This window comes from Mesorhizobium sp. M2D.F.Ca.ET.226.01.1.1, from assembly GCF_004022705.2.
In the GTDB taxonomy this organism is placed as follows: domain Bacteria; phylum Pseudomonadota; class Alphaproteobacteria; order Rhizobiales; family Rhizobiaceae; genus Mesorhizobium.
The window spans coordinates 208,245-234,192 of the sequence record NZ_RZOY02000008.1 but is presented as its reverse complement, the minus strand read 5'-3'; the positions used below and the strand labels follow the sequence as shown (position 1 = coordinate 234,192).

General features: G+C 63.4%; 22 protein-coding genes. 14 read left to right on the top strand and 8 right to left on the bottom strand.

Going from position 1 to position 25,948, the window contains the following annotated elements; all coding sequences use genetic code 11:
- Positions 1-127: 127 nt before the first annotated feature.
- The 4 genes from EN869_RS20030 to EN869_RS34465 all read right to left on the bottom strand — a co-directional run bounded on the left by EN869_RS20030 (position 128) and on the right by EN869_RS34465 (position 3,934).
- Positions 128-1,612 carry a glycosyltransferase family 1 protein gene (locus EN869_RS20030; protein ID WP_127227362.1) on the bottom strand — a complete coding sequence of 495 codons (1,485 nt, stop codon included), beginning with the start codon at positions 1,610-1,612 and terminating at the stop codon, positions 128-130.
- The gene (locus EN869_RS20025; protein WP_281015725.1) at positions 1,612-2,562 is read right to left on the bottom strand and encodes a glycosyltransferase; all 951 of its coding nucleotides are present in this window, start codon (positions 2,560-2,562) and stop codon (positions 1,612-1,614) included. Before EN869_RS20025 ends, EN869_RS20030 begins: the two co-directional genes overlap by 1 nt.
- Positions 2,563-2,674: 112 nt before the next feature.
- A complete protein-coding gene (locus EN869_RS20020; RefSeq protein WP_245489435.1) occupies positions 2,675-3,568 on the bottom strand; it encodes a hypothetical protein in 894 nt (297 codons plus the stop codon).
- Positions 3,569-3,610: 42 nt separating this feature from the next.
- Positions 3,611-3,934 (bottom strand): hypothetical protein, encoded by a 324-nt coding sequence (locus EN869_RS34465; protein ID WP_167498608.1) that lies wholly within the window; start codon positions 3,932-3,934, stop codon positions 3,611-3,613.
- A gap of 3 nt (positions 3,935-3,937) precedes the next feature.
- Here EN869_RS34465 and EN869_RS20015 point away from each other — a divergent pair, with 3 nt between their 5' ends.
- The 6 genes from EN869_RS20015 (at position 3,938) to EN869_RS19990 (ending at position 12,037) form a co-directional block, all read left to right on the top strand.
- Complete coding sequence (locus tag EN869_RS20015; RefSeq protein ID WP_245489436.1) at positions 3,938-4,954, top strand: glycosyltransferase family 4 protein; 1,017 nt, start codon at positions 3,938-3,940, stop codon at positions 4,952-4,954.
- Between the two features lie 177 nt (positions 4,955-5,131).
- A complete protein-coding gene (locus EN869_RS20010; RefSeq protein ID WP_245489437.1) occupies positions 5,132-6,676 on the top strand; it encodes an acid phosphatase in 1,545 nt (514 codons plus the stop codon).
- A gap of 23 nt (positions 6,677-6,699) precedes the next feature.
- Positions 6,700-6,912 carry a hypothetical protein gene (locus EN869_RS20005; RefSeq protein WP_127227366.1) on the top strand — a complete coding sequence of 71 codons (213 nt, stop codon included), beginning with the start codon at positions 6,700-6,702 and terminating at the stop codon, positions 6,910-6,912.
- Positions 6,913-7,046: 134 nt separating this feature from the next.
- Entirely contained in the window at positions 7,047-7,847 is an 801-nt protein-coding gene (locus tag EN869_RS20000) for a MipA/OmpV family protein (protein ID WP_127227367.1), read from the top strand.
- 247 nt (positions 7,848-8,094) lie between these two features.
- Positions 8,095-11,058 (top strand): isoleucine--tRNA ligase, encoded by a 2,964-nt coding sequence (gene ileS, locus EN869_RS19995; RefSeq protein WP_127227368.1) that lies wholly within the window; start codon positions 8,095-8,097, stop codon positions 11,056-11,058.
- Positions 11,059-11,362: 304 nt separating this feature from the next.
- Positions 11,363-12,037, top strand: coding sequence for a hypothetical protein (locus EN869_RS19990; RefSeq protein ID WP_127227369.1), 675 nt, complete (start codon positions 11,363-11,365; stop codon positions 12,035-12,037).
- A gap of 21 nt (positions 12,038-12,058) precedes the next feature.
- Here EN869_RS19990 and EN869_RS19985 read toward each other — a convergent pair whose 3' ends face one another.
- Entirely contained in the window at positions 12,059-12,511 is a 453-nt protein-coding gene (locus tag EN869_RS19985; protein WP_127227370.1) for a nucleoside deaminase, read from the bottom strand.
- A 181-nt stretch (positions 12,512-12,692) separates the two neighbouring features.
- Here EN869_RS19985 and EN869_RS19980 point away from each other — a divergent pair, with 181 nt between their 5' ends.
- The 5 genes from EN869_RS19980 to EN869_RS19960 all read left to right on the top strand — a co-directional run bounded on the left by EN869_RS19980 (position 12,693) and on the right by EN869_RS19960 (position 19,077).
- On the top strand, positions 12,693-14,642 hold the full coding sequence (locus EN869_RS19980; protein WP_127227371.1) for a pseudouridine synthase: 1,950 nt from the start codon (positions 12,693-12,695) through the stop codon (positions 14,640-14,642).
- Positions 14,643-14,659: 17 nt separating this feature from the next.
- Positions 14,660-15,214, top strand: coding sequence for a 16S rRNA (guanine(966)-N(2))-methyltransferase RsmD (gene rsmD, locus EN869_RS19975; RefSeq protein WP_127227372.1), 555 nt, complete (start codon positions 14,660-14,662; stop codon positions 15,212-15,214).
- A gap of 94 nt (positions 15,215-15,308) precedes the next feature.
- A complete protein-coding gene (locus EN869_RS19970; protein WP_127227373.1) occupies positions 15,309-16,670 on the top strand; it encodes a pitrilysin family protein in 1,362 nt (453 codons plus the stop codon).
- A 242-nt stretch (positions 16,671-16,912) separates the two neighbouring features.
- On the top strand, positions 16,913-18,226 hold the full coding sequence (locus EN869_RS19965; RefSeq protein WP_245489438.1) for a pitrilysin family protein: 1,314 nt from the start codon (positions 16,913-16,915) through the stop codon (positions 18,224-18,226).
- On the top strand, positions 18,223-19,077 hold the full coding sequence (locus EN869_RS19960; RefSeq protein WP_127227374.1) for a patatin-like phospholipase family protein: 855 nt from the start codon (positions 18,223-18,225) through the stop codon (positions 19,075-19,077). The genes EN869_RS19965 and EN869_RS19960 overlap by 4 nt, the downstream gene beginning before the upstream one ends.
- A 186-nt stretch (positions 19,078-19,263) precedes the next feature.
- On the opposite strand, the gene EN869_RS19955 is transcribed toward EN869_RS19960, so the two are convergent.
- Positions 19,264-19,917, bottom strand: a complete 654-nt coding sequence (locus tag EN869_RS19955; RefSeq protein WP_127227375.1) for an outer membrane protein — start codon at positions 19,915-19,917, stop codon at positions 19,264-19,266.
- Positions 19,918-20,206: 289 nt separating this feature from the next.
- Between EN869_RS19955 and EN869_RS19950 the strand changes: the two genes are divergently transcribed.
- Entirely contained in the window at positions 20,207-20,479 is a 273-nt protein-coding gene (locus EN869_RS19950; protein WP_245489439.1) for a class I SAM-dependent methyltransferase, read from the top strand.
- Positions 20,480-20,676: 197 nt separating this feature from the next.
- Here the strand turns inward: EN869_RS19950 and EN869_RS19945 are convergent, their stop codons facing one another.
- A complete protein-coding gene (locus EN869_RS19945; protein WP_189341242.1) occupies positions 20,677-22,446 on the bottom strand; it encodes a winged helix-turn-helix domain-containing protein in 1,770 nt (589 codons plus the stop codon).
- A gap of 134 nt (positions 22,447-22,580) precedes the next feature.
- Here EN869_RS19945 and EN869_RS19940 point away from each other — a divergent pair, with 134 nt between their 5' ends.
- Positions 22,581-23,435 carry a DUF1194 domain-containing protein gene (locus tag EN869_RS19940; protein WP_167507053.1) on the top strand — a complete coding sequence of 285 codons (855 nt, stop codon included), beginning with the start codon at positions 22,581-22,583 and terminating at the stop codon, positions 23,433-23,435.
- Between the two features lie 107 nt (positions 23,436-23,542).
- Here the strand turns inward: EN869_RS19940 and EN869_RS35110 are convergent, their stop codons facing one another.
- Positions 23,543-24,823 (bottom strand): HNH endonuclease signature motif containing protein, encoded by a 1,281-nt coding sequence (locus tag EN869_RS35110; RefSeq protein ID WP_245489440.1) that lies wholly within the window; start codon positions 24,821-24,823, stop codon positions 23,543-23,545.
- A gap of 126 nt (positions 24,824-24,949) precedes the next feature.
- Between EN869_RS35110 and EN869_RS35105 the strand changes: the two genes are divergently transcribed.
- Positions 24,950-25,693 (top strand): hypothetical protein, encoded by a 744-nt coding sequence (locus EN869_RS35105; RefSeq protein WP_245489441.1) that lies wholly within the window; start codon positions 24,950-24,952, stop codon positions 25,691-25,693.
- Positions 25,694-25,948: the final 255 nt, after the last annotated feature.

The following is a 25,948-nucleotide window of genomic DNA, read 5'->3' as shown; positions in this document are numbered from 1 at the left end:
CTGTTTCTCCCTCGAATATTGCCGCGCCGCTGCGGGTGAAAGAGAGGGTAATCCTGATGACCTGGTGCGTCCAGCGAGCAGGACGGGTGCACCGCAGGACTGCTTTCGAAGGCTCGCTGCCTGGCGATCAATCGCCCCGCTCAGCTTCCGCCGGTTGGAGACTAGCGGTGGACGGATGCCGGCCCTCGACGTTGCCAGGGCTGAACTCGTCCGCGAACGGCGCTAGCGCCGCCTCCAGCGTCTCGCGGCCAGCCAGCTCCCAGCTTCTCGGCACGAATTCTCCAGCCTTCGCCTCATATGAAGCGCGAGCCTCCGGCGAGGTGATCCAACTGCGCATGGCGTTTTCCCATCCCTCGACATCGAGCGGATCAAGGCAGAGCCCGAACGGGCCGACCACTTCGGCGATGGCTCCGCCGGTCGAGGCGATCAGAGCCTTTGCGTAGGCCAGCGCCTCGACGGGGGGCAGCCCATACCCTTCATAGATTGACGGATAGACGCAGAACGCGCTGTCTCGGTAGAGGAGGGAGAGCGTCCCGTCATCGACGTTGTCGAGATGGATGAGGCTCTTGCCATAGTCGGGATGGCTGTGAAGACTGGCCAGGATGCCGTCGACCATCCAGCCGCCGCGTCCGACGAAAACCAGCTTCATGCCGCTACGCGCGACCGTCCCGTCCAGAGAGAGGCGCCGCCAGACATCCATGAGCAGCGAATGGTTCTTACGTGGTTCGATCGTCGAAACGAACAGGATGTAGCGACCCGTCTCAAGTCCGTCCGGAAGACGGCCGTCCGCGTTGGATTTGCGGGCAGTGTCGCAGCCGAGAGGAACCAGTTTCAGCTCCGGCAGGGGCAAGCCAAGCTTGGCGGCATGCTCCTCGACGTCGGCGGTGACCCGCTTCGACGTCAGGATGAACCGGTCCGCCAGCCTGATCGCCAAGGCCACATAGTCCGTGAATCGCTTGACGTCATGCCGCTTGTACCAGTCGGGAAACTGGATCGGGATGATGTCGTTCAAGAGCACGATCAGCCTCGCGCCTGCCGAGCGGCACGCGCGCGAAATGACCCCGATATCGGTGTGCGACCAATCGTTGTTCATCAAAAGCAGATGGTCGCCGGGCGCCGGCTCGTATTTGTTGCCGGCCACCGTCCGCAGCGGCACGATCCTGACGCGCGAACCGTCGTCGCGAGCGACCAGCCGTCGCTCGTTTGGCTTCATCAGCCGGTTTTCGATCCGCTCAAGCAAAGGAACAAGACTGCTGTCCGGATTGTGCCGGATGAACGCGCCGATTTCCGTTATCAGGATCCGGCGCGGTCTTATGATCGCCATCAGCGCCTGCCGTGCCCAGTTCGGCCATCGATCGTAAAACTTTATCTTGATGCGGGCCGGGTCCGGATAAAAATGCATATCGCATGAGATGTCTCCGGCGATGATTTCCGCCGCCAGTTGCGGCGAGACCTGCCTGAGGACCCGGTCGACCGGGTCGAACACCGTGAACGCGACATCGGACGCCTTGAATGCGGCCGCTGCCGCTGTGTAGCGACGTTGCACCCGGACCAGGCCGACCGGAGGACCGAGCCAGCGCGCCATGCTGGTGAGATCGACGACAAGACGCATCAGTTGGGGCCCGCTTTTGCAGGGCGCGCGATCATTCTGCGCCAGGCCAGTCGGGGTCCAAGCGCCAGCGCCTTGAAGGAGGGGGCGCCGACAGCTGCGAGCAACAGGAGCTTGCAAGTGACGGCCAAGGGGATGCCCGGGGTCCGAAGCAGCAACTCGATGTCGCGTCTTTCAAGGCTGGATATGGCGGCTCCTGTGGCGGCGCGCCATGCCAGGAAGGCCGCGATGGCTTGCGCGGGGTTGCCGCTTGCGTCGAACGGCTCGGCGCGCGAGCGACGCAATAGCGCCGACTGTCTGGCCAGCGCCGCGGCCGCTTTCTGCTGGTCTTCCTTCACGCGCGAGATCTGTCCGGGATGCGAGCGCAATTTGACCAGCCGCGCATCCATGTTGGCCAGCTTTCCCGTCTCGGAAAGCCGCAGCCACAGGTCGTAATCCTCGGCATAGGTGAAGGCGCGGCGATAGCCTCCCGCGTGCCGGACGACCTCGGTCCGGATCATCACCGTCGGATGAAGCACGGGATTGTATCTGGCAAGCGTGTCCCGCAACTCGTCCCCGTCGCTGGGAACGTCCATCGGCCCCAATGGTTGTCCGTTCCGGTCGATTTGCAAGCCCGCTGTCCCGAGCAGCTGCAAGCCCGGATCCGCGTCGAAACACGCCGCCTGCAGGCGCAGCCTGTCGGGCAGCGAGACATCGTCGCAATCCATCCGTGCCACAAGAGGGGCCCGCGCGAGCGAAATCCCCATATTGAGCGCGTCGACAATCCCCTTGCCGCGATTGGCCACAACCATGACGCGGCTATCGCGGTCGCCGATCGAGGTGGCAATCGCGGCGCTGTCGTCGGATGATCCATCGTCGACGACGATGACTTCGATATCCGCCAGATCCTGATCCAGCACGCTTTGCAGGGCGTCGCCGAGATACAGCGCGCCGTCTCTCACCGGAATGACCACACTTACGGACGGCAATAAGAACTTCCTCGTGTCTGCCGGACGTGATGACCTTTAAATTGTCGAATGCGGCATGACGGTGCCGGTAGCCGATCCCATCATTTGTGTCGAGCCCTCAACCTCTCTGTCGCGCCGGTGTGGGCGTGCCCTGAAGGATGGGATCGAGCAACCGCAAAACCGCCTTGCGTTTTTCAGCCTTCAGCGCGAGGTCGCCGTCAAGGCCGACTTCATGAAGCCAGCTTCCCCGCCATTCGCAATAGGCTTGTCCGATTTCAATCCCGGGCAAGACCGCGAACGCGGTTATCGGCCGCTGCGGCACCGCGTTCGGGTCCACACCCTGGTAGAGCACGTCCCAGTTGGCTCCGCCGGTATCGAGCCCCGCAAACCAGTCAAGCCCGAAATCGAGAGGCTCGTGGCCGACGGCGTCGAACCGAAAGAAACAATAGCCCGCCCATAAGAACCATCGGGCGCCTGCCCAGCGCAAATCGCCGTAAAACGCCGCCCCTTCAAGAGGTTCGAAAGGATCGCAGGGCTGCGTCGGGAAAAGGTCCTGGTCCAGAAACCCGAACGCGGCCGGTGCCGCGGGTTTCAGTACATTGTGCCACATCCAGTTGAGCGCCGCGCCATGGGAGCGGCTCGGGTTTTTCACGGTCCATGGATTGGCCGGCAGCCTGACATAGGCCGCGCCGTGGGCCGCGCATACCTGCCTGTTCTCGCGGGCGGCGGCTTCACTGACGCTGTTGTCCGCCACGATATGGAGATCGTGACGAACAAGTCCTCTGGTCAGGCGCAACTGCAGATCCAGGCACTGCGCGTCGGCGAAGGCGATCGTAAGCAGGACATGGCGCCCCCGGGCGATATCGCGGAGGTTCGGGATGTCGCCATCCCCGGCCGGCTGGCCCAGGAACCTACGGTCGATCTTCCGGTAGCGGGCGGTCTTGATGGCATGTGTCAGCGGCTGCAGCCTCAGCCATTGCCGCCAGTTGTATTCGCGCAGGGCCTTTGGCACGGGTATGGCAGCTTTCAGGCGAAGCCGGCTTGGCAGCCACAATTAATCCATGAAATCTTCACAATCGCGCTCCGGTTGATTTTTTTTTGAAAAGCTCGAACGCAACAGCATCCAGGTCTCTTGATAACCCGCTATATACAGCATAATCGTCTTTTCAACACGACTGACACTAAGCGCCCTGCTTTGTTTGTTTGAAGGAAGAAGTCTACGGCGCGCCCGCAGCTCTCCGCTCGATCGGACTTGGGTAAATGGCGCTTGCCGGAACATACAATGAGAATTTGCTGCGCAATCTCTGCCCTGTTTATGAATGGGGGTCTGCAAAGGGATTGTCTCAACATCAGCGACCGCCTGCTCAAGCGCGGCCATAGCGTGACGATCCTGACGACACGCCAAGTCGGCCATGTCGAGAGTTCGGCGACCATAAAGGTCAAGCCGGCACGGGTCATTTCCAATCCGGGCACCGAATATGCCCTGGGAACGACCCTGTCGACGGCCAGGCGCGACTTCGACTGCGTGGTCGGTTTCAACAAGATGGCCAATCTGGACATCTACTATGCCGGCGACCCACCTTATTTTGCCTCGAAACTTGGTTGGTGGCGGCCTCTTTCGCCGCGCTTCATGCGCCAGCAAAAGCTCGAATCGATGATCTTTGCTCCTGGCAACGCGGTGCAGATCATTGCGCTCAGTGAACACCAGGCAGCGCTTTACCGCGATTTCTGGCGGACGGAGGAATCGCGCATTCACGTCGTCGGACCGACGCTCGATCCGAAACGCTACAGGCCGGAGCTGCTGAGCGGCGACCGCATTGAAATTCGCGATCGTTTTGGGCTCCCCCGCGACGCGGTCATCGCCCTGAGCATCGCCAACAGATTGAAGGTGAAGGGCCTCGACCGGGCGGCAAAGGCGCTTCAGCCTTTGGCGAACATCCATTGGCTGGTCGCCGGCCTTCGAAAGAACAGCGAGGAGGAGGCCAGGCTTCGCGGCCTGATTGCCAAGTTGGGCATGTCGGAAAGGGTGACCCTGCTGGGCATCCAGGAGGACATTCCGGCGATCGTGGTCGCGAGCGATTTCATGCTGCACCCGGCTCGCCTGGAAAATACCGGCACGGTGATCCTGGAGGCTCTCGCGAATGGCTTGCCGGTCATTGCGTCGGACGCCTGCGGATACGCAAAATATGTCGAAGCGAGCGGCGCGGGGCTGGTCGTTGCCAGTCGCGACGATCCCGAAATCTGGCGGCAGGCAATCCTGAAAGCCAGCGATCCGGCGATACGAGCCCATTGGCACGAGGCGGCCCTTGCCTTTCACGCGTCGACGCCGCTTACAGGCGGGCTGGAAGCAGCTTGCGATCTGATCGAAACGTCACGTCGCAGCCGCGGCGCGGCGTAGGGCGGTGGTGGCGCTATGGATTGCCAAAGGCGATCCGCCAAAGATGGATAGCGGCACGCCTGAACGCGAAGAACCACTCCACTTGTCGCGCGTCCGGGCGCATCCGATGTCCTCGCTATTGCAAAGATGCCCCGAAGCTGGTGTCATCCCGGTTTGCATCACTTGGGAGGTACGGTGATGACGCGCTCTTTCGGGCTCGCCCTGTTTTCCTCAACGCTCGCTCTGTGTGCCGCCATTTCGGCTTCGGCAGCCCAGCCCGGCGATCCGCCCCCCGGTATAGCCAAGATAGAAACGGTCGTCGTCATCTTCGCGGAGAACCGCGCCTTCGACAATCTCTATGGCCATTTTCCCGGTGCCGACGGCATCGACAAGGCGAGCGAGGAAAGCCTGCGGCAGCGCGATCGCGACGGTTCGGTGCTGTCCGAACTGCCGCCCGTGTGGGATGGCTTGACCGCGAAGGGCGTCACGCCGCCGGTGACGCAGGCGATGACGGAACACCTCGCGAACCAGCCGTTCACCGTCAACGACGCGAAGGGTTTCAACGTTCCGCTCACTGTCGTGACGCACGACCTCTGGCATCGCTACTACCAGAACCAGATGCAGATCAACGGCGGCAAGAACGACATGTTCGTTGCCTGGGGTGATTCAGGCGCCATGCCGATGAGTAACTGGGACACCTCCAAGGGCGACATGTGGGCGGTCGCACAGAAATACGTGCTGGCCGACCATTTCTTCATGGGTGGCTTCGGCGGCTCGTTCTTCAATCACCAATGGCTGATCTGCGCCTGCGCACCCTACTACGCCAATGCCGATAAAAGCCCGGCCAAGCCATCGATCGCGGTGACGGACGATAGCGGCACGGCGCTAAAGATCGCCGACAATTCACCGAAATCAGCGCGCGACGGCATCCCGAAATTTGTCTCCGACGGCAATCTCACGCCGGATTTCTACGCCGTGAACACGATGCAGCCACCCTACCAGCCAAGCGGCAACGACCCGGCGGCCGGCGGCGACCCACTGCTTGCTGATCCGGCCAAGCCCACGACATTGCCGCCGCAGAGCGAGCCGACCATTGGCGACATGCTCAGCCTAAAGCACGTCACCTGGGCCTGGTATTCTGGCGCCTGGCAATACACGCTTGACCACGGCAACCATACGCCGATGCCGAATTTCCAGTACCATCACCAGCCGTTCAATTACTACGCCAACTATGCTCCGGGCACCGAAGCCAGGCGTGAACATCTTCGCGACGCCGGGCTGAGTGGCGTGAGCTTCATCCAGGCGATCGACGACGGCGTGCTGCCGCAGGTTTCGTTCTATAAGCCGCAGGGCAATCTCAACGAGCATTCCGGTTATGCCGACATCCAGGCCGGCGATCGACACATCGCCGATGTCGTGGCGCATCTGGAGAAAAGCCCGCAATGGCCGCATATGCTGGTCGTCGTCACCTATGACGAGAACGGCGGCATCTGGGATCACGTCGCTCCGCCCAAGGGCGATCGGTGGGGGCCAGGCACGCGCATCCCCGCGATCATCGTTTCGCCCTTCGCCAAACACGGCTATGTCGATCATACGCCCTATGACACGACTTCGATCCTGCGGCTCATCACCGAGCGCTTCGAATTGCCGGTGCTGCACGGCATCGTGGTTCGCGACCGGGCGGTTGCCGCCAATGGCGAGCCGCCTCTCGGCGACCTTACCGGTGGGCTCGACCTGAATTGAAGGGCCGTCTCCGGAGGACGAGGATGGACGCTGACAGGATTGTCGCTCTGGTTACCGCTGCCGGTATCGAGCTAACCGACCGTCGCCGCAACGTCAAGGGCGACGGCTGGTCGCTTAGCTTCGCCAGCGGTGCGACGGTGGAAGTGGGTGACGACGGAACGGTTCGCGTCGCCGGGAAGGGCGCCAAGGCCGTGATTAGTCTGCTCGACCTGTCGATCCCGGCGCGCGGCACCTGATCCGCGTGGTCGACCTCGTGCATCGCTTACCGCTGCCCGACGTTACCAATTTTAAGTCAAATTTTACCGAACGCACGGCATGGCTTGGGCGCCGGCGGGTGGTGTTGCCGGCGCGTTTCGCGTAAGGGGTGACAATGCGTATCGTCGGGAAGATTCCGCTGGCCGTCGCCATGGGCCTGCTCGCCGCGCCTGTCGCCCAGGCGGGCGAGGGCGGCAGCTGGATAACCGGCGACTGGTACCTGACGCTTGGCGCCACCGGCCTGGTCGCGCCGAATTTCGAGGGCGGCAAGAAATACATGCTGAGCGCCCAGCCGATCATCTCGCTCGGCAAGGTCGGCCCGGAGGCTCGCTTCACCTCGCGCAACGACAACATCTCGCTGGCGTTGATCGACGATGGCTCCGTGCGCGCCGGCCTGACCGGCAAGTTCCTGTTCCACCGTACCAGCAAGGACGAGCTCCAGGGCCTCGACCCGGTGCGCTTCGGCGGTGAGGTCGGCGGCTTCTTCGAGTTCTATCCGCTGGACTGGCTGCGCGCCCGCGCCGAGTTGCGGCATGGCATCCGCTCCCACAATGGCTTCGTTGCCGACATCGCGGCCGACGCGTTCTACGACATCACGCCGACCGTGCGCATCTCCGGCGGCCCGCGCGTGACCTTCGCCTCGGCCAACTATTTCGACGCCTATTACGGCGTCAACGCCACCGAGGCGGCCGCCTCGGGACTCAGCGAATACCATCCGGGCGGTGGCGTGAAGTCGACCGGCCTTGGCGGCGCCATCACCTGGAAGGTGACCGAGCCGATGACCGCGAGCGTCTTCACCGAATATTCGCGCCTGATGGGGCCGGCAGCCGATTCCAGCTTGGTCAAGGAACGCGGCGACCGCAACCAGTGGATGTTCGGCGTGTCGACCACCTACCGTTTCGATTTCACCATGTAGGCCGCGAGAGCGGCCTCATGCCTTGAATTCCGCGCTTTATTCCTGTCGCGTCATCCGCTAAAAGCCACGCCATGACGAGCTTTTCGCGCCTTTTTGCGATCGCGATACGAATTACGGGCCCGGTGTTCCGGGCGGCCTGAGCCGCCGGAGCCGCCGGGAGTTTTCGCGCGCACCCCTCGCGCATTTTCAGAAATCAACGCACATCGCCCGGGCTTTTCGCCACCGGGCACCCTGAGATGGCAGATCAATGACCGACACCGTTGAAACGATCGACTATTCCAAGACGCTTTATTTGCCGCAGACGGATTTCCCGATGCGCGCCGGCCTGCCCGAGAAGGAGCCCGGCCTGGTCAAGCGCTGGCAGGACATGGAGCTTTACAAGAAGCTGCGCGAGGAGGCCGCCGGCCGCGAAAAATTCGTGCTCCATGACGGCCCGCCCTACGCCAACGGGAACATCCATATCGGCCATGCGCTGAACAAGATCCTCAAGGACGTCATCAACCGCTCCTTCCAGATGCGCGGTTACGACGCCAACTATGTGCCGGGCTGGGACTGCCATGGGCTGCCGATCGAATGGAAGATCGAGGAGCAGTACCGCGCCAAGGGCAAGAACAAGGACGAGGTGCCGGTCAACGAGTTCCGCAGGGAATGCCGCGACTTTGCCGCGCATTGGATCAAGGTGCAGGGTGGCGAGTTCCAGCGCCTCGGCGTCATCGGCGATTTCGACAATCCCTACACGACCATGGCTTACCACGCCGAGTCGCGCATCGCTGGCGAGCTGTTGAAATTCGCGATGTCCGGCCAGCTTTATCGCGGCTCGAAGCCGGTGATGTGGAGCGTGGTCGAGCGCACGGCGCTGGCCGAGGCCGAGGTCGAGTATCAGGACTATGAGAGCGACACGATCTGGGTCAAGTTCCCGGTCGCCAGCCTTGCGCAGCCGGTCGACGGCGCCGCGCCGGCACTGGACGGCACCGCGCTCGACCTGGTCGAGGCGCACGTCGTCATCTGGACGACCACGCCCTGGACCATCCCCGGGAACCGCGCCGTCAGCTATTCACCGCGTGTCGCCTATGGTCTCTATGAGATCAAGTCTGCCGAGAACAGCTTTGGACCGCAGCCTGGCGAAAAGCTGATCTTCGCCGATGCGTTGGCCGAGGATGCTTCGGCCAAGGCAAAGGTGACGTTGACGCGTCTTCACGGCGTCTCAAGCGAGCAGCTTGCAAGCCTGACGCTTTCGCATCCGTTCCGGGGGCTGGGCGGCGGCTATGAATTCCCGGTGCCGATGATTGCCGGCGAGCATGTCACCGACGACGCCGGCACCGGCTTCGTTCACACTGCGCCAAGCCATGGCCGCGAGGACTTCGACGCCTGGACGGACGCGGTGGCCGAGCTCATCAAGCGCGGCGTCGATACCGCGATCCCGTTCCCGGTCGACGATGCCGGCTTCTTCACCCGGGATGCGCCTGGCTTCGGCCCGGACCGCGAGGGCGGAGCCGCGCGCGTCATCGACGACAACGGCAAGAAGGGCAACGCTAACCAGGCGGTGATAGACGAGCTGATCAAGCGCAACGCGCTGTTCGCGCGCGGCCGGCTGAAGCACAGCTACCCGCATTCCTGGCGCTCGAAGAAGCCGATCATCTTCCGCAACACGCCGCAATGGTTCGTCTACATGGACAAGGATCTCGGCGACGGCACGACGCTGCGCAGCCGCGCGCTGAAGGCGATCGACGACACCCGCTTCGTGCCGGCCGCCGGCCAGAACCGCATCCGCGCCATGATCGAGGAGCGCCCCGACTGGGTGCTGTCGCGCCAGCGTGCCTGGGGCGTGCCGATCGCCGTCTTCGCCGACGAGGACGGCAATGTGCTGAAGGACGAGGCCGTCAACCAGCGCATCATGGACGCTTTCGAGAAGGAAGGCGCCGACGCCTGGTTCGCCGAGGGCGCCAAGGAGCGCTTCCTGGGCAATCACGACGCTTCGAAATGGCACCAGGTGATGGACATTCTGGACGTCTGGTTCGATTCCAGCTCGACGCATGTCTTCACGCTCGAGGACCGTCCGGATCTCAAATGGCCGGCCGACGTCTATCTCGAGGGCTCGGACCAGCATCGCGGCTGGTTCCATTCCTCGCTGCTGGAAAGCTGCGGCACCAGGGGCAGGGCGCCTTACCAGGCGGTCATCACCCATGGCTTCACCATGGATGAGGAAGGCCGCAAGATGTCGAAGTCGCTCGGCAACACGGTGGTGCCGCAGGACGTGATCAAGCAGTCCGGCGCCGATATCCTGCGGCTCTGGGTGGTGACGACCGACTATTGGGAAGACCAGCGGCTCGGCAAGAACGTGCTGCAGACCAATATCGACGCCTACCGCAAGCTGAGGAACACCATCCGCTGGATGCTGGGCACGCTCGCCCATGACGACGGCAAGGATGTGCCGGTCGAGACGATGCCGGAACTGGAGCGGCTGATGCTGCACCGGCTGTCCGAGCTCGACGAACTGGTCCGCCAGGGCTACGACGCGTTCGAGTTCAAGCGCATCACCCGCGCGCTACTCGACTTCATGGTGGTGGAGCTTTCGGCCTTCTATTTCGATATTCGCAAGGACGCGCTTTACTGCGACGGGCCGTCGAGCCTGCGCCGCAGGGCGGCCGTGCAGGTGGTGCGCCACCTCTTCGAATGCCTGGTGAAGTGGCTGGCGCCGATGCTGCCCTTCACCACGGAGGAGGCCTGGCTCGACCGCCATCCGGAAGCCGTCTCGGTGCATCTCGACCAGTTCCCGGCGATCCCGCCGAACTGGCGCAACGAGGCGCTGGCCGAGAAATGGCGCAAGGTGAGGCAGGTGCGCCGCGTCGTCACCGGCGCGCTGGAAATCGCGCGCGCCGAGAAGCTGATTGGCTCTTCGCTGGAAGCCGTGCCGGTGGTCACTATCGACGATGCGGCCCTGGAAGCGGCCATCGCCGACGTCGACATGGCCGAGATGGCGATCACCAGCGATCTCGTCATCAAGCACGGCCAGGCGCCGGAGGGCGCCTTCACGCTGGACGACGTCAAAGGCGTGGCGGTGGTGGTGGAGAAGGCCGAGGATCGCGGCCTGGTCAAATGTGCGCGCTCCTGGCGCTACACCGCCGATGTCGGGCAGGATCCGGAATTCCCGGATGTTTCGGCTCGTGACGCTGCTGTGCTGCACGAGCTCAAGGCGCTCGGGCGGCTCTAGCCGCATGTCGCCCAAAAGTGTGCGGCGGTTTTGGGAAGACGACATGCGCCAAGCCAAAGCGCATGTCGTCCAAAAGTGTGCAGCGGTTTTGGGCTAACGACATGCACCCATCAAATAAGTGCAAAAGTGCCACGCCGGGCGGCCTGAATCCGCCCGCGCGTTGCCCTTAACAAGTGGTTGAGGTAAACACGCGACACTCCGGCAGACAAATTGTCGCCGGATTTCCATCGCAAGTGCGGGGAAGAAGGGGACCGTGCCCTTGGCCGGTGGCGACCGAAAGGCTGTTAGAGTGGGACTTTTTGGCATGACCGACAGAACGTTTGCGCGCGCCGCGCTGCTGGCGCCGCTTGTGGTATCGGCCATCGCTTTGTCGGGCTGCATGAGCTCTCCGACATACGGAACCGACAAGACGGCCGCTGCGCAGCTCTTCGACGATGTTTCCGGCGCAGCCTCGATCACGCCGAAGCACCGCGATCCGATCGACTACAAGCCGCGTCCCGATTTGGTGAAGCCCGCCCCCGGGCAGAAGGAAACCCTGCCGCCGCCGCAGGAGAGCATCCAGACCGCGAGCACCGACTGGCCCGAATCGCCCGAGGCGCGCCGCGCCCGCATCCGCGCCGACGCCACCGCGCATCAGAACGACCCGAATTACCAGCCGGAAGCCGTCGAGGATGTGCAGACCGATCCCGCGTCGGTGAAGAAGGCGATGGCTGACTCGGCCTCCAGCCACCCGCCGCGCTGGACGCCGGATGATTCCAGCGTTACGCGCCGCAACGAGATCCAGCGCCGGCTTGCCGAGCAGAAGCAGGGCGACCCGACCACTCGCAAATATCTGAGCGAGCCGCCGCTCGCCTATCGCCAGGCCGCCGCCACCGCGCCGCAGAACGAGCTCGGCGAGGACGAGTACAAGAAAGAGCGCCGGCTGAAGGCCCAGGCCGAAGGCAAGAAGGGCGGCTGGTTCGACTGGCTGGGGCTGTAGGCCGGAACTAGCCACGCACGCCTACGTTTCCCGTCTCTCGCGAAAGAAATCCTTGAGGATAAGGGCGGCGTCGCTCTCGCCGATTCCCGGATAAATGTCCGGCGTATGGTGGCAGGTGGGGGAAGCAAAGAAGCGCGCGCCGTTGACCACCGCGCCACCTTTCTCGTCGGCAGCGCCGAAATAGAGCCGGCGCAGCCTGGCGAAGGAGATCGCGCCGGCACACATGGCGCAGGGCTCCAGCGTCACATAGAGGTCATGGCCGGTGAGCCGCTCGCTGGCGAGTTTTTGGCAGGCCTCGCGGATCGCCAGCATCTCGGCATGCGCGGTCGGGTCCGCCAGTTCACGCGTGCGGTTGCCGGCTTTCGCCACCACGGTGGCGCCGTTGACGATCACCGCGCCCACCGGCACTTCGCCGCGGTTCGCCGCCGCTTCGGCCTCTTCAAGCGCCAGGGCCATGAAATCCGGCCGCTTCACGCGATTTCCATTCCGAATACTCCTCGCCACCCGCCGGTGATCCTGTTATCTAGCGCGAGACCCTGAAAACCGGAATCGGTTTTTGCCGCGCTGGCATAGGCGCAAAAATCAAGATGACACCGCCTGCGTTGGGCGTCCGCAAGGGCGCGCGGCGCTGTAGCAGGTGAAAACGAGCAAAGTAATGGACGACGACAAGAAATCTTCACGCGGGCCGCGCAAAGGCGGCTCGAAACCGGCGGGCCAGCGCAACGGCGATGGCAAGCCGGGCTTCGGTCCCAAGAAACAGTTCGTGAAGCGCGAGCGGCCAATGGCCGCCGAAGGCGAGCGTCCCGCACGCGATTTCAAGCGCAGTCACAAGCCGCGTGAGATGGGCGAGGGCGCGGAACGTGGCGACCGGCCGTTCCGCAAAGGCCCGCCGCGTGAGGGCAAGCCCTTCGAGAAGCGCGAAGGCCGCAAGCCTTACTCATCGCGCGGTGACCGGCCGTCGGCTGCGGAAGGCGAGCGCGGCGATTTCAAGCGCAGCTATAGGCCGCGTGAAATGGGCGAGAGCGCGGAGCGCGGCGACCGGCCGTTCCGCAAAGGCCCGCCGCGCGACGGCAAGCCCTTCGAGAAGCGCGAAGGCCGCAAGCCTTACTCACCGCGTGGTGACCGGCCGATGGCCGCCGAGGGCGAGCGCGGCGAACGCCGTTTCGAACGCCCCAAGCGCGAGATCAGCGATCGGCCCGGACGCGACTTTGCCGACCGGCCGAAGCGTGACTTCAGCGATCGTCCGCGCGGCACCGCTGGAAAGCCGGAGGGCGGCTTCAAGCCGCGCCCGCGTCCTGCCGAAGCGGCACCAGAAACCGGCGAGCGCATCGCCAAGCGGCTGGCGCGCGCCGGCATCGCCTCGCGCCGCGACGCCGAGGAACTGATCGCCGCCGGCCGCGTCAAGGTCAACGGCAAGGTGCTGGACTCGCCGGCCTTCAACGTCAGCGCCAACGACGTCATCCATGTCGACGGCACCGAGATCCCGCCGATCGAGCGGACGCGTCTCTTCCTGTTCCACAAGCCGGCCGGAGTCGTTACCACCAACCGCGATCCGGAGGGCCGCAAGACCGTCTTCGACGTGCTGCCGGCCGACCTGCCGCGGCTGATGACCATCGGCCGTCTCGACATCAATACCGAAGGCCTGCTGCTGCTCACCAATGACGGCGGGTTGGCGCGCGTGCTCGAACTGCCTGCTACCGGCTGGCTGCGGCGCTATCGCGCGCGCGTCCATGGCAAGGTCGAGGAGAGCGCGCTGGCCGGCCTGCGCGACGGCATCGCCGTCGATGGCGTCTTCTACGGCTCGATCGAGGCCTCGCTCGACCGCGAGCAGGGCACCAATGCATGGCTGACGCTGGGCCTGCGCGAAGGCAAGAACCGCGAGGTGAAGAACATCCTCGGCGCGCTTGGCCTCGACGTCACACGGCTGATCCGCATTTCCTACGGACCGTTCCAGCTCGAGGACCTGCCCGAGGGCCATGTGCTGGAGATCAAGGGCCGGGTGCTGCGCGAGCAGCTCGGCGAGCGGCTGATCGAGGAAGCGGGCGCCAATTTCGATGCCGAGATCCAAAAGCCTTTCTCCAACAAGCCGGTGCGCGGCAGCGGGCCACGCCGTGAAGAGGCCGACCGGCCGAAATTCGCGCGTGACGGCGACCGCCGGCCGATCGGCGAGGGTGGACTGATCAAGGCGCGCAAGCGCCGCGAAGGCAGCCGCGACGAGGCGCTGAGCAAGCTCTCGACGAAGCCGGACCGGGCATTCGGCGAGCGCGGCGCGAAGTCTGATCGCGGCGGGTTCGGCGACAAGCCGCGCGGCGGGTTCGGCGACAAGCCCCGTTTCGGCGGCAGGAAATCCGAGCGCGAGCAGCGGCCGATCGAGCCGCCGGGCCAGCGCAAGGCCAATGTCTGGATGGCGCCGGGCGCCCGGCCGATCGGCAAGGGCAGGGCGGAAGCCGACGCCGCCAAGGCCGCCGAGGCGAAGGCGCGCAAGGCATCCTACAAGCCGGGCGGCAAGGGTAAGCCGGGTCCAAAGCCATTCGGCAAGCCGCGTGGCGAGCGCCCGGATGGCGGCGGCGGGCGTCCGCGCGGCCCCAAGGGTCCCAGAAGCTAGATGAGGCCCGGACTTAAATGAGAATCGTCGGCGGTGAATTTCGCGGGCGTCCGCTGGCGACGCCGCGTTCGAATGCCATCCGCCCGACCACCGACCGCACCCGCGAGGCGGTGTTCAACGTGCTGGCGCATCGCCATGGCGAAAAGCTCGAGGGCGGCCGCGTGCTCGATCTCTTCGCCGGCACGGGCGCGCTCGGGCTCGAGGCGTTGTCGCGCGGCGCCGCCTACTGCGTCTTCATCGAGGAATCGACGGAAGGCCGCGGCCTGATCCGAGAGAATGTCGAGGCCTATGGCCTGACCGGCCGCACCAAGATCTTCCGCCGCGATGCCACCCATCTCGGCGAAGCCGGCACGATCTCGCCGTTCGGCCTGATCTTTGCCGATCCGCCCTACGGCAAAGGGCTTGGCGAGCGCGCGTTGCGCTCGGCCAAAGCCGGCGGCTGGCTTCTGCCCGGCGCGCTCTGCGTCGTCGAGGAGGCAGTCGCGGCGCCGTTCGATCCCGGCGCCGGTTTTTCGGTGATCGATGAGCGCAACTACGGCGAAACGGTCATCCGGTTCATCGAGGCCAGCTAGCTTGTTCCGGCCGCGCCTCGAAAATGCCGAACAATTCACTTTGCCTCGCCAGCCAACCTTGCCTATCGTCGCGCAACCGGGACCGGAGAACTTGATGACATCTACGCGGATTGGGCTGCGCGCGGCGCTTCTTGTCGGCACGCTGGCGCTGGCGGCGTCGGCCCCGGCCCGTGCGGCCGACGATGGCGACGTCAAGGATTTCCTGCTCGACAACGGCATGGAAGTGGTCGTCATCCCGGACCACCGTGCGCCGATCGTCACGCATATGGTCTGGTACAAGATCGGCAGCGCCGACGAGCCGCCTGGCAAATCCGGCATTGCGCATTTCTTCGAGCATCTGATGTTCAAGGCCACGACCACCCACGCCGCCGGCGAGTTCGACCGTGCCGTGTCCGAGATCGGCGGTTCCAACAACGCCTTCACCTCCTACGACTACACGGCCTTTCACGAGACGGTGCCGCCATCGGCGCTCGAACAGATGATGGGTTTCGAGGCCGATCGCATGCGCAACCTCATCTTGACCGACGATGTCATCAAGACCGAGCGCGACGTCATCCTGGAGGAGCGCCGCTCGCGCATCGACAGCAACCCGCAGGCGGTGCTCGACGAGGAAGTCGATGCGACGCTCTGGCAGAACCAGCCCTACCGCATTCCGGTGATCGGCTGGATGCAGGAAATGGAGCAGCTCAACCGTCCGGATGCGAAAGCCTTCTACGACAATTATTACCGGCCGAACAACGCGGTGCTGGTGGTGGCGGGCGACGTCGAGCCGGATGCCGTCAAGGCGATGGCCGAGCGCACCTACGGCAAGGTCGCGCGCGGCCCCGACCTGCGCCCGCGCATCCGTCCGGTCGAACCAGAGCAAAACACCAGACGCACGGTGACGCTCGCCGACGCGCGCGTCTCGGTGCCGAGCTTTTCGACGCAATGGGTCGTGCCATCCTATCATACGGCCAAGCCCGGCGAGGCGGAGGCGCTCGACCTGCTGGCCGAGATACTCGGCGGCGGCAACCGCAGCCGGCTGTACCAGGAACTCGTCGTCAAGCAGGGGATCGCCTCCGACGCGGCCGCCTTTTTCCAGGGCACCATGCTCGATGCCACCAACTTCACCGTCTATGGCGCCCCGCGCGGCGACGCCAGGCTTGCCGATGTCGAGGCGGCGGTCGATGCCGAGATCGCGCGCATCGTCAAGGACGGCGTGAGCGACGATGAGCTGGAACGGGCCAAGACCCGCTATGTGCGCTCCATGATCTTTGCCCGCGACAAGCAGGACGACATGGCCAACATGTATGGGTCCACGCTTGCCACCGGCGGCAACGTCAAGGACGTTCAGGAATGGCCGGACCGCATCCGCAAGGTCACCGCCGATGACGTCAAGGCGGTGGCTGCCCGCTATCTGGTGCTCGATCGTTCGACCACCGGCTATCTCTTGCCGCAGCAGCAGGCGGGGAATTGATGATGAGCATGGTTCTTGGCCGGACGAGTGTCTTTCCTTCTCCCCTTGTGGGAGAAGGTGGATCGGCGCGCAGGGCCGAGACGGATGAGGGGTGCTGGAAGAAACGCGACCTTTCCCGTCGGGCATTGAGAGTTGGCAGTCTCCAAGGTCGCACTCCGTCCAACACCCCTCATCCGTCGCCTTCGGCGACACCTTCTCCCACAAGGGGAGAAGGTGGGCGGATCTATCGCGCCGTCGTCACCTTGTGTTTCGCCCTGTTCTTCCTGCTTTTGCCGGCGCTCGCCGCGCGCGCGGAGATGAACATCCAGGAGGTGAAGTCGAAGAAGGGCATCACCGCCTGGCTGGTGGAAGATCATTCGATCCCGCTGATTTCCGTCCGCTTCGTTTTCGACGGCGGCAGCGCGCAGGACCCGGCCGGCAAGGAGGGTCTGGTCAATCTTATGACCGGCCTGTTCGACGAAGGCGCCGGCGACCTCGGCAGCGACGCCTTCCAGCAGAAGCTCGACGATGCCGGCGCCGAGATGAGCTTCCAGGCGGCGCGCGACGGCACCTATGGCTCGATGCGCATGCTGTCGGAGGAGAAGAACGAGGCTTTCGACCTGCTGAAGCTGGCCGTCAACCAGCCCCGCTTCGACCAGGCGCCGATCGACCGTATCCGCGCCCAGGTGCTCTCCGGCATCCTTGCCAACGAGCGTGATCCGAACACGGTGGCGCAGCAGCGCTGGCTGCGCGCCATTTATGGCGAGCATCCTTATTCGCGTTCCGACCAGGGGACGAAGGACAGCCTGACGACCATCTCCGCCGGTGACATCAAGGCCTTCCATAAAGCCAATTTCGCCCGCGGCGGCCTGCATGTGGCGGTGGTCGGCGACATCGATGCCGCGGCGCTGAGCGACAAGCTGGACGAGGTGTTCGGCGATTTGCCCGAAAAGCAGACATTGGCTCCGGTGGCGGACGTCACGCCAAAGCTCGGGCAGCAGCTCGAAGTGAATTACGACTTGCCGCAGACTTCGCTGCAGCTCGCCTGGCCGGGCGTGAAGCGCAGCGATCCGGATTTCTTTGCCACGGTCCTGATGAACGAGATCCTCGGCGGCTCGACCTTCACCTCGCGGCTCTTCGCCGAGGTGCGCGAGAAACGCGGCCTCGCCTATGGCGTCAGTTCCGATCTCGTCGACAATGAGCACTCCCACGCGCTGCTGGTGACGACGGCGACGCGCTCCGACCGCGCCGCCGAAACGCTTGCGATCGTGCGGCAGGTGGTGAAGGACATGGCTGAGAATGGTCCCACCGAGGAGGAGCTCGCGGCGATCAAGAAATACCTGATCGGCGCCTACGCCATCAACAATCTGGATTCCTCAACCGCCATCGCCTCGACGCTGGTCGAGCTGCAGGTCGATCATCTCGGCATCGACTATATGAAGCGTCGCGCCTCGCTCATCAGCGCGGTGACGCTGGCCGACGTCAGGGCGGCGGCGAAGAAGCTGCTGTCGGCCGATCCCGCCGTGATGGTCATCGGCCCGCCGCTGGTTCAGGAGGCGGGAGGCGGCAAGGGATGAGCCCGACCTTCGGGGTGGCCTTTGGCGGCGGCGGTGCGCGCGGTCTCGCGCACATCCATATCATCGAGGCTCTCGACGAGCTTGGCATCAGGCCGGTGGCGATCGCTGGCTCCTCGATCGGCGCCATCATGGGCGCCGGCATGGCGTCGGGCATGACGGGCGCCGAGATCCACGGCTATGCGCGTTCGATCCTCGGCAGCCGCGCCGAAATGGCGGCGCGCATGTGGCGCTCGCGGCCGGGCACGATCGCCGAAGCCATGCAGGGCGGCATCCGCGTCGGCCAGTTCAACATCGAGCGGATCCTGAAGGCTTTCATGCCCGACGATATTCCCGCTACTTTCGAGGAGCTGAAGATCCCGCTCAAGGTGACGGCGACCGACTATTTCGGCCACAAGCTCGCCGTGTTCGCCGAGGGTGAATTGCATTCGGCGCTCGCGGCCTCGGCCGCCATTCCGGCGGTGTTCCGGCCGGTGGTGCGCGATGGCTGCCTGCTGATCGATGGCGGCATCTACAATCCAGTCCCTTTCGATCTGCTCGAGAAGGATGCCGACATCATCATCGCGATCGACGTGGTCGGCGCGCCGAGCGATGCCGAGCGCAGGCATCCGACCACGGTCGACCTGATGTATGGCGCCTCGCAGCTGATGATGCAGTCGATCATCGCCAACAAGCTGCAGCAGTCTCAACCCGACATCCTGATACGCCCGAAAGTCTCGAAATACCGCGTGCTCGATTTCCTCAAGATCGAGGCTCTGATGGCCGAGACCGTCGAGATCAAGGACGAACTGAAGCGCGCCGTCGAGAAGGCGGCGGAGGCGCATGGCGGCAGACAGGGCGAGGAGGTTAACTGAGCGAATCAGCTCCGTCCGATTCACGCTGCCCGTAGCCAACCTCCGTTGTTGGTAGCTCATCGTGCTCGATCGCCGCGCTCACCCCCGAGCCATTGCTGAACAAAGAAAAGCCGCGACTGGTGAACTAACCGCCTTCGAGGGGGTCAGTTCACCATGTCGCGGCTTTGTGTCCTGTCCGCTAATAGATCAGAATTTGTAATTCAGACCAACGCGAACGGTGTGGAAGGGGACTTTGACGTCGGCACCCACTGGCCCGCCGGTATCGAACGTCTCTTTACCCAGGTCCGTGTAAAGATACTCGGACTTGAGCGACCATTTGTCGGTGAAGGCGTATTCGGCGCCTGCACCAACGGTCCAGCCGACCCTGGTCTTGGAAAAGCTAGGCCCGCCGAGCCCGGATATGTCGAGCTTTTCGTGACCGTAGGCCAAGCCGCCAGTGCCATAGACCAGGAAGCGATCGACGGGCGTATAGCCAATGCGAGCACGCACCGTGCCGAACCAATCAACCTTTGTTTCCAGAGAGGGGCCGCCGAACGACAGCTCGCCCTTAACGTCGGAACCCTGGAAGTCGGCTTCCACGCCGTAGACGAATTGGCCAACCTGCCAGTTGTAACCGGCCTGAATGCCGCCCAGGAAGCCACTCGCGCTGAGGTCGAAACCACCAGGGCCACCGTTGGAAGGATCAAGACTAAACGTGCCGAAACCGCCGCCGGCGTTCACGCCGATATATGCGCCGGTCCAGTCATAGGAAGCAGCAACCGGTGCCTCCTGCAAAGCGTCGGCCGCGTAGGCGGTGCCGCTGGCGAGGACGAGAACGGTTGCAAGAAGAAGCTGTTTCACAGGATGGACCTTTCGTTGCCAAAAACTGCAGAGCTGGAGGGGCTTGACCGCAGGATTTTATGCGATGCGCCCACTACAAACCTCTCGGTCTGCTTCCATGCTCAGTCGGATAACGCCCCCCAGAAGGGCCTATCTACCACCTAAGCGCGAGTAGCCTTGCCGTCGAACCCGGCAGGTTGTCAATCTTGTCAATTCGAAGGCGCGGGTAATTTTTTCAGGAGATGCGAGAAAGCCACACACGTTCGAGCAGGCGGTCGCCCGGTGGCGGCGTTGAAGCGATCTCGTCGCCATGTTCGACATGCTCGAACACATCCCGGATCTGAGTTTCCTCAGCCGCCTTAAGACCCGGCACCTGGCCGTCGCCCTCCCTTACTGCCGCTGGCGCGAGCTCGGCGCCGACGGCGACGCCTGGTTCAAAACCTGGCGCATGCGCCTTCCCAACGAGCACCTGCACCACTTCGACCGCGACTCGCTGGTGGCGCTGCTCGCGCATAACGGCTTCGACTGCGTGACGCTGAACGGATTCGAGGACGGGATTAGAGCAATTCCAGGAAAAGTGTGAGCGGTTTTCCGTCCGGAATTGCGTAGAAACAAAGAGATAGAGCGGCTCGCCGTTTCCGTGAAACGGTGAAACGCTCTAGACTGCGGCCCGGCGAGGCGGGGCCGAATATTCTGTCGGGGTTTTCAGGAAAGTGTAGGCCGGTTTTCGCCACTGCGCCCGCTGCCGCAGCGGCGCCTTTCGGCATCGTGACAAGTGCCTTAGCCTTTCCCGCGGCCGGCCTCGCATTCCGGCAATCGATCTTTCGGTTCGATGCGCGCCACGTCTCTGGCGCAGATCGGCAAGCCGGCTTTGCGGGCTCCTTCCACAAATAGCACTGCCGAGCTGCTGCCCGGCTGGTAGATGTCGTTGGCGATCCAAGCTTCGGCGGAGAAGTCCGGATCGAGCTTCATCACCTCCGCGGCCTGCGCCTTGGCCTTGTCGGCAACACCCGCTTGCGCAAAGGAAAGCGCCAGCATGAGGCGCGGCTCCAGCCATGGTTCGGGCACCTTGCCCAACGCGTCGGCCGCTTCGGGGTAGCGCCCCGCAAAATAGAGAGCGATGCCGAGGTTGACCTCTTGAAACGGCGGATGCAACGGATCGAGCTCGTTGAGAGCCCGCTCGACCAGCTTGACACCGTCCGCCGCATGTTCGGTGCCAAGCGCGAGCGGCAACTGCGCACCGATCGCGCGGTTGACGAGATTGTCGTTTGGAGCGAGTTGCAGCGCGCGTTCCCAGGCCTGCCTGCCAAGCTGCACTTCGCCTCGCTCGAAATACATCACGCCGAGACTCTCCTGTATGGAACCGTCCTGAGGATCGAGAGAGGCCGCCTTCTGGACTGCGTCGCGGTAATTCTGCCACGAACCGGCGCGGTCGCCATTCCAGCCGTTGATCGCGTCCTGCATGTAGGTATTTGCGAGGTAGTTCCAGGCAGCGGCAAATTGCGGATCGAGGTCAATCGCCTTCTCGATTAAATGGCGGGCCTCCAGATTCCCGTCCTCGTGATGACGCCGATAAGGCTCCTTGGCCAGCAGGAAGTAGTCGAAGGCCTGCAAGCTGCCCGGGGTCCGGCGTTTCGCCGATTGAGTCCACTGCGCCCAGAGCGGGCCATCGTAACCGGTCAATGTTCCAACAAGACGAGTGACGACGTCATCGCGAACGATGAAGAAGTCGTCGGCCTTGCGGTCATAACGTTCGGACCAGAGATGGGTCCCGCCTTCCGCATCGATCAACTGCGCGGTGACGCGCATCTGCGTTTCCCGCATTTCGAGGCTGCCTTCGAGCACGTAAGTCGTGCCGAGATCGTGTGCGATCTGCCTGACGTCGACGCTCTTGCCCTTGTAGGCATCGACGGAGTTGCGGGCGATCACCTTGACGTAGCGGATCCGGGCGAGCTCGGTGATGATGTCGTCGGTAAGAGCGTCGGCCAGGCGGGACTGTTGTCCGCTGCCGCTGAAATCGTCGAACGGCAGGACGGCGATCGACAGGTTTCCGCGTGTCGCCGCTGGCCAATTGATGCGCCAGACGATCGCGCCGGCCGCGACAAGGCCGACGACGGCTGCCGCTATGAGCGTCGGCCGAGCCGCCCGGCTCCGCCCGGACGCCGTCTGCGGCGGCAGCACGAACCGATAGCCGCGCTTCGGCACCGTCTGCAGGACGGATTGCCTGTCGTCGCGCAATGCTGAACGGATGTCGCGGACGCACTGCACCAGGCTGTCGTCGGTGACCGCAACCTCGTGCCAGACCGCCTTCATCAACTCGTCCTTGGTCACAAGGCGATTGGGATTCATCAGAAAATAACGAAGCACGGCAAAGGACTGCGGCCGCAGGGCCAGAGCGTTGCCCGATTTGTCAAGCAGCGTTTCACTGCTCAGATCGGCAACCACGCCGTTGATGGCGAACCTCGTGGGCATGGAGGATGTCACCTTGGGCTCCCTCCGGGCGCTACCATGCCTCGACCCGTTCAGCTTCTTTAGCACAAAGGCCGGCATAGGTCCCGCCGCTCCGTCGCCGGCGCCGCGATTTTCGCCACGTCTTCGGCGGAATACCGGCAGCCTTTCGTGACATCCGCGCAGGCCGGCCGGTAGCTTCGCATGCACCGACATTTGCTTCGCGGAGCATGCAAATGGCCTTCACGGCGGCCCGGCCGGTCACCAACGGAACGGCAACGTTCCGACGCATTCGACGCGGCGCCGCTTGCCTGCTCGCGCTGTGCGCGGTCGAGTGGGCAGCCGCCGCACCCCGGCCGAACGTTGGCGTCGTCGACGTCGACCTCGCGCTCGTTCTCGCAGTCGACGTTTCACCCTCGATGAGCCGAGCCGAGCAGCGGGCACAGCGCGAGGGCTACATCAGCGCCTTCCGCCAGCCCAGACTTGCACGGGTGTTGGCATCGGGGCCGACAGGCAGGATAGCTGTGCTGTACCTTGAATGGGCGGGCCCGCGGCAACAATCGGTGATCATTCCGTGGACCGTGCTGTCGGACGGTCGGGATGCGATCGCATTGGCCGACGCCCTGCAGGGACAGCCGTTGACGCAGGGGGTTGGGACCTCGATATCCGGCGCACTCTCGGCGGCGGGCCAGCTGCTCGACCGGAGCGGCGTGCGCAGCATGCGGCGGGTGATCGACTTGTCGGGAGACGGCCCCAACAACATTGGTCCATCGGTCACCGCAGTCCGGGCCGCCCTGGTTGCGCGCGGCATCACCATCAACGGGCTGCCCATCGCCATCTCCCGCGACACGGCAACGGACCCTTTCGCGTCATACGGAGAAAGCTACCTGGAACGCTACTTCGAGCATTGTGTCATCGGCGGGCCCGGCGCGTTCACCGTCGGCATCACGGATGCCGGCGACTTCGAGTCGGCGATCGCGCGCAAGCTCATGCTCGAAATCGCGACCCGGCCGCTACCGGCAATCCCAGCCGCATATTCGAGACCGCCAGGCTTTGATTGTGCGTCGGCAGGTGAACGGCCCGGCCGATGAGCCGAAAATGCTTCGCGGCAGCTGTGCGGCAGCGTGCGCTTCGAATGCGCCTGCTTGGAGGCGGGCGACTGTGCGACAAAGAGCTGGGACGCAAATCTCCTGACTGGTTAGGGCCGAAATCGACTTCGATGATGCGCGAGAAAGGGCCGGTGCCGCATATCGAGACCCGAGATTCGACAGGCCGGATCGAGCCCCAAGCGAGCGCGATTCTCGGCCGATAGCAGCGATGAGATCTTTATCAGGCCGTCGTCTTCGAACGTGATCAGATTGCGGTCGAACAGCGCATCAATATGGGCACACAGGAGAAGCCCGTTGAACGGATCGAGGCGCTCGGCGTTCGAAGCCTCGCGCCAGGGCTTGATGTGTGAGGCGCGAAGCAGCGCTAGATGATCAACGCCGGCGACCGGGCAAGCGCCTTTCCAGTAAATCATCAGCGCGTCGCGAAATTCGCCCTGTCCGATCCTCGCGGCCTGCAACCGCTCTTGCTCTGTAAGCGGATCTTCTTCCGACGCGACCACGCGCACGTCGCCGTCCGGCGTGGAGATCGTCGCACCCTGCTCCAGTAGGTTAACCAGAGCGCGAAGGCGGCTTGCATCAACTCCGATGGCAAAGCCATGACGTCCCCCACTGTCGCGATGATCGGCATGGAAGGCTGGAAAAGCTCGCAGGTTACTGTTGACGTAGGTTCGCGCCGGGTTGGGAACTTCCACACCGCCAAGGGCGCGGAAATCCTCTGCACGATCGATATAATGTGGATGCACAACCATGGGCCGTGTCTCGATATCCCGCTTCACGTAGACAACGAGCTCGCCACGGCGCAACTGGATGAGCTTCTGGGTAGCATGAGTGGTTGAGAAGCCTAGACTGGATAGGGCGCCAATCAATGCTTCCCCGGCTATCGGTCCGGTGGGCGCGGCAGGCTGCCGAGTAGAAAGTGGCAGTATTAGCCCTTCCGCTTTTCGCGCCCAGGTTCGCCGGTTTTCATCTGGCCAATCGACACGCAGAATGCCGATACGATCGGAAAGCTCGGGGCGTGGCCGCGTCATAAAGATATCGACTGGTTCGCCTCCACGAGGTTTGTCGCCTCGGTAGTCGCAAAGCCAATCCGCCTTCCGCGTCCCCGCCAGGGTCGCATCGAACAGACCGATGAACATGGTCTCATCGGCCATCGGCTTTACGAAAGCAGCCCAAATCTTGCGCTGGCGGAAGATCGGCCGTCCGGCCTCCTGAGTTGCCTGATAACGCGTAAACCCCGCAAGATTGTCACGCCATAGATCGTGCAGCGTCGCGAAGTCCTTGCCGCGCTCGGCTGTGTGGTGGCGAATGACGCAGACATCGGTCGGCGTGATTCCTACGGCGGTCAGCAGTTCATTGAACGTCTTGGCCATAAGTGTCTTTGGCGAGTGATACTTGGAGGTGATTGCCAGCAATGATACGTACAGAGTGATGCCATATCAAATCTTCTTCTCTTAGCAATTCGCCTGGCGAACCCACGAATCGACGTGAGAAAACCGATGAAAGACATAGCCGCTGACCCCGAACAATACCTCGCCGCCGCATGCGATATGCTGATTGCAGAAGGTATGAACGAGGCCGCTGAACTCCTTAAGAAGTCGGCGCCAAGGTTCGATGAGACCGGCTACGACAATTGGAACGGCGGGACTGCAATATGGACAATATACCTACTAATCGACCCAGCGGAGTACGCGCGCCTCGGAACGAAAAGAGAAGGACTGGAAGAACAGGTTTCAGCGCGGCTCAAACCAATCCTTGAACAATATACTTCCGATTGGTTTGGGGTGAAAATTGCCCCACGGATAGCCCAACGGGAAGACTGGCGAAGTGGTGAGGGAGAGGTATCTATCGCCATCCGGCAGAACATCTTCGATGGGCTTCGGCTCGATTCTGTGTTTGGAGTGGACGACTGGACGAAGTCGAATTTCTCCAAAGACTCTATGACCTCCAGAACCTTCGCTCTTTCGACAGTCGCTTCAAAGACTCCGCTGGAGATATCTGGCAGCATCGCGTCAACAACGAAGACTGGGATAATGACTGGGTCTATAGTGATTCGCGCTTCAATCTTCTACATGGGCCGACCGACCTGTTTCTTCGGTTTCTATGCGAAATGGTGCACCCCGTCGTTCGACCGGATCGGAACGAAACATTGGCGCTCGTCCAGCAGTTTAATGACCAATTGCGCCGAGAAGGCTGGCATTTGGTCGAAGAAGAGAGAATCGCAGGCCGTCCGCGTTTCGTAGCGATGTGCTTCCAGGGCACGAGCGCACGGTCGGTGTCGAGAGCGAGGACGGTTGCCGACGCCCTTGACGCCGCTTGGATGCAGAAGGAAATCGAGCGCCTAGAGCAATCCGTAGAACGTGATCCTGCGCTGGCAATAGGAACGGCCAAGGAACTCGTCGAGTCGTGCTGCAAGAGCATCCTCGCAAAGCGAGGTATTGAGGTGCCCAAGAAGGCTGATCTCCCGGAACTTACGAAGACTTTGGCGAAGGAATTGC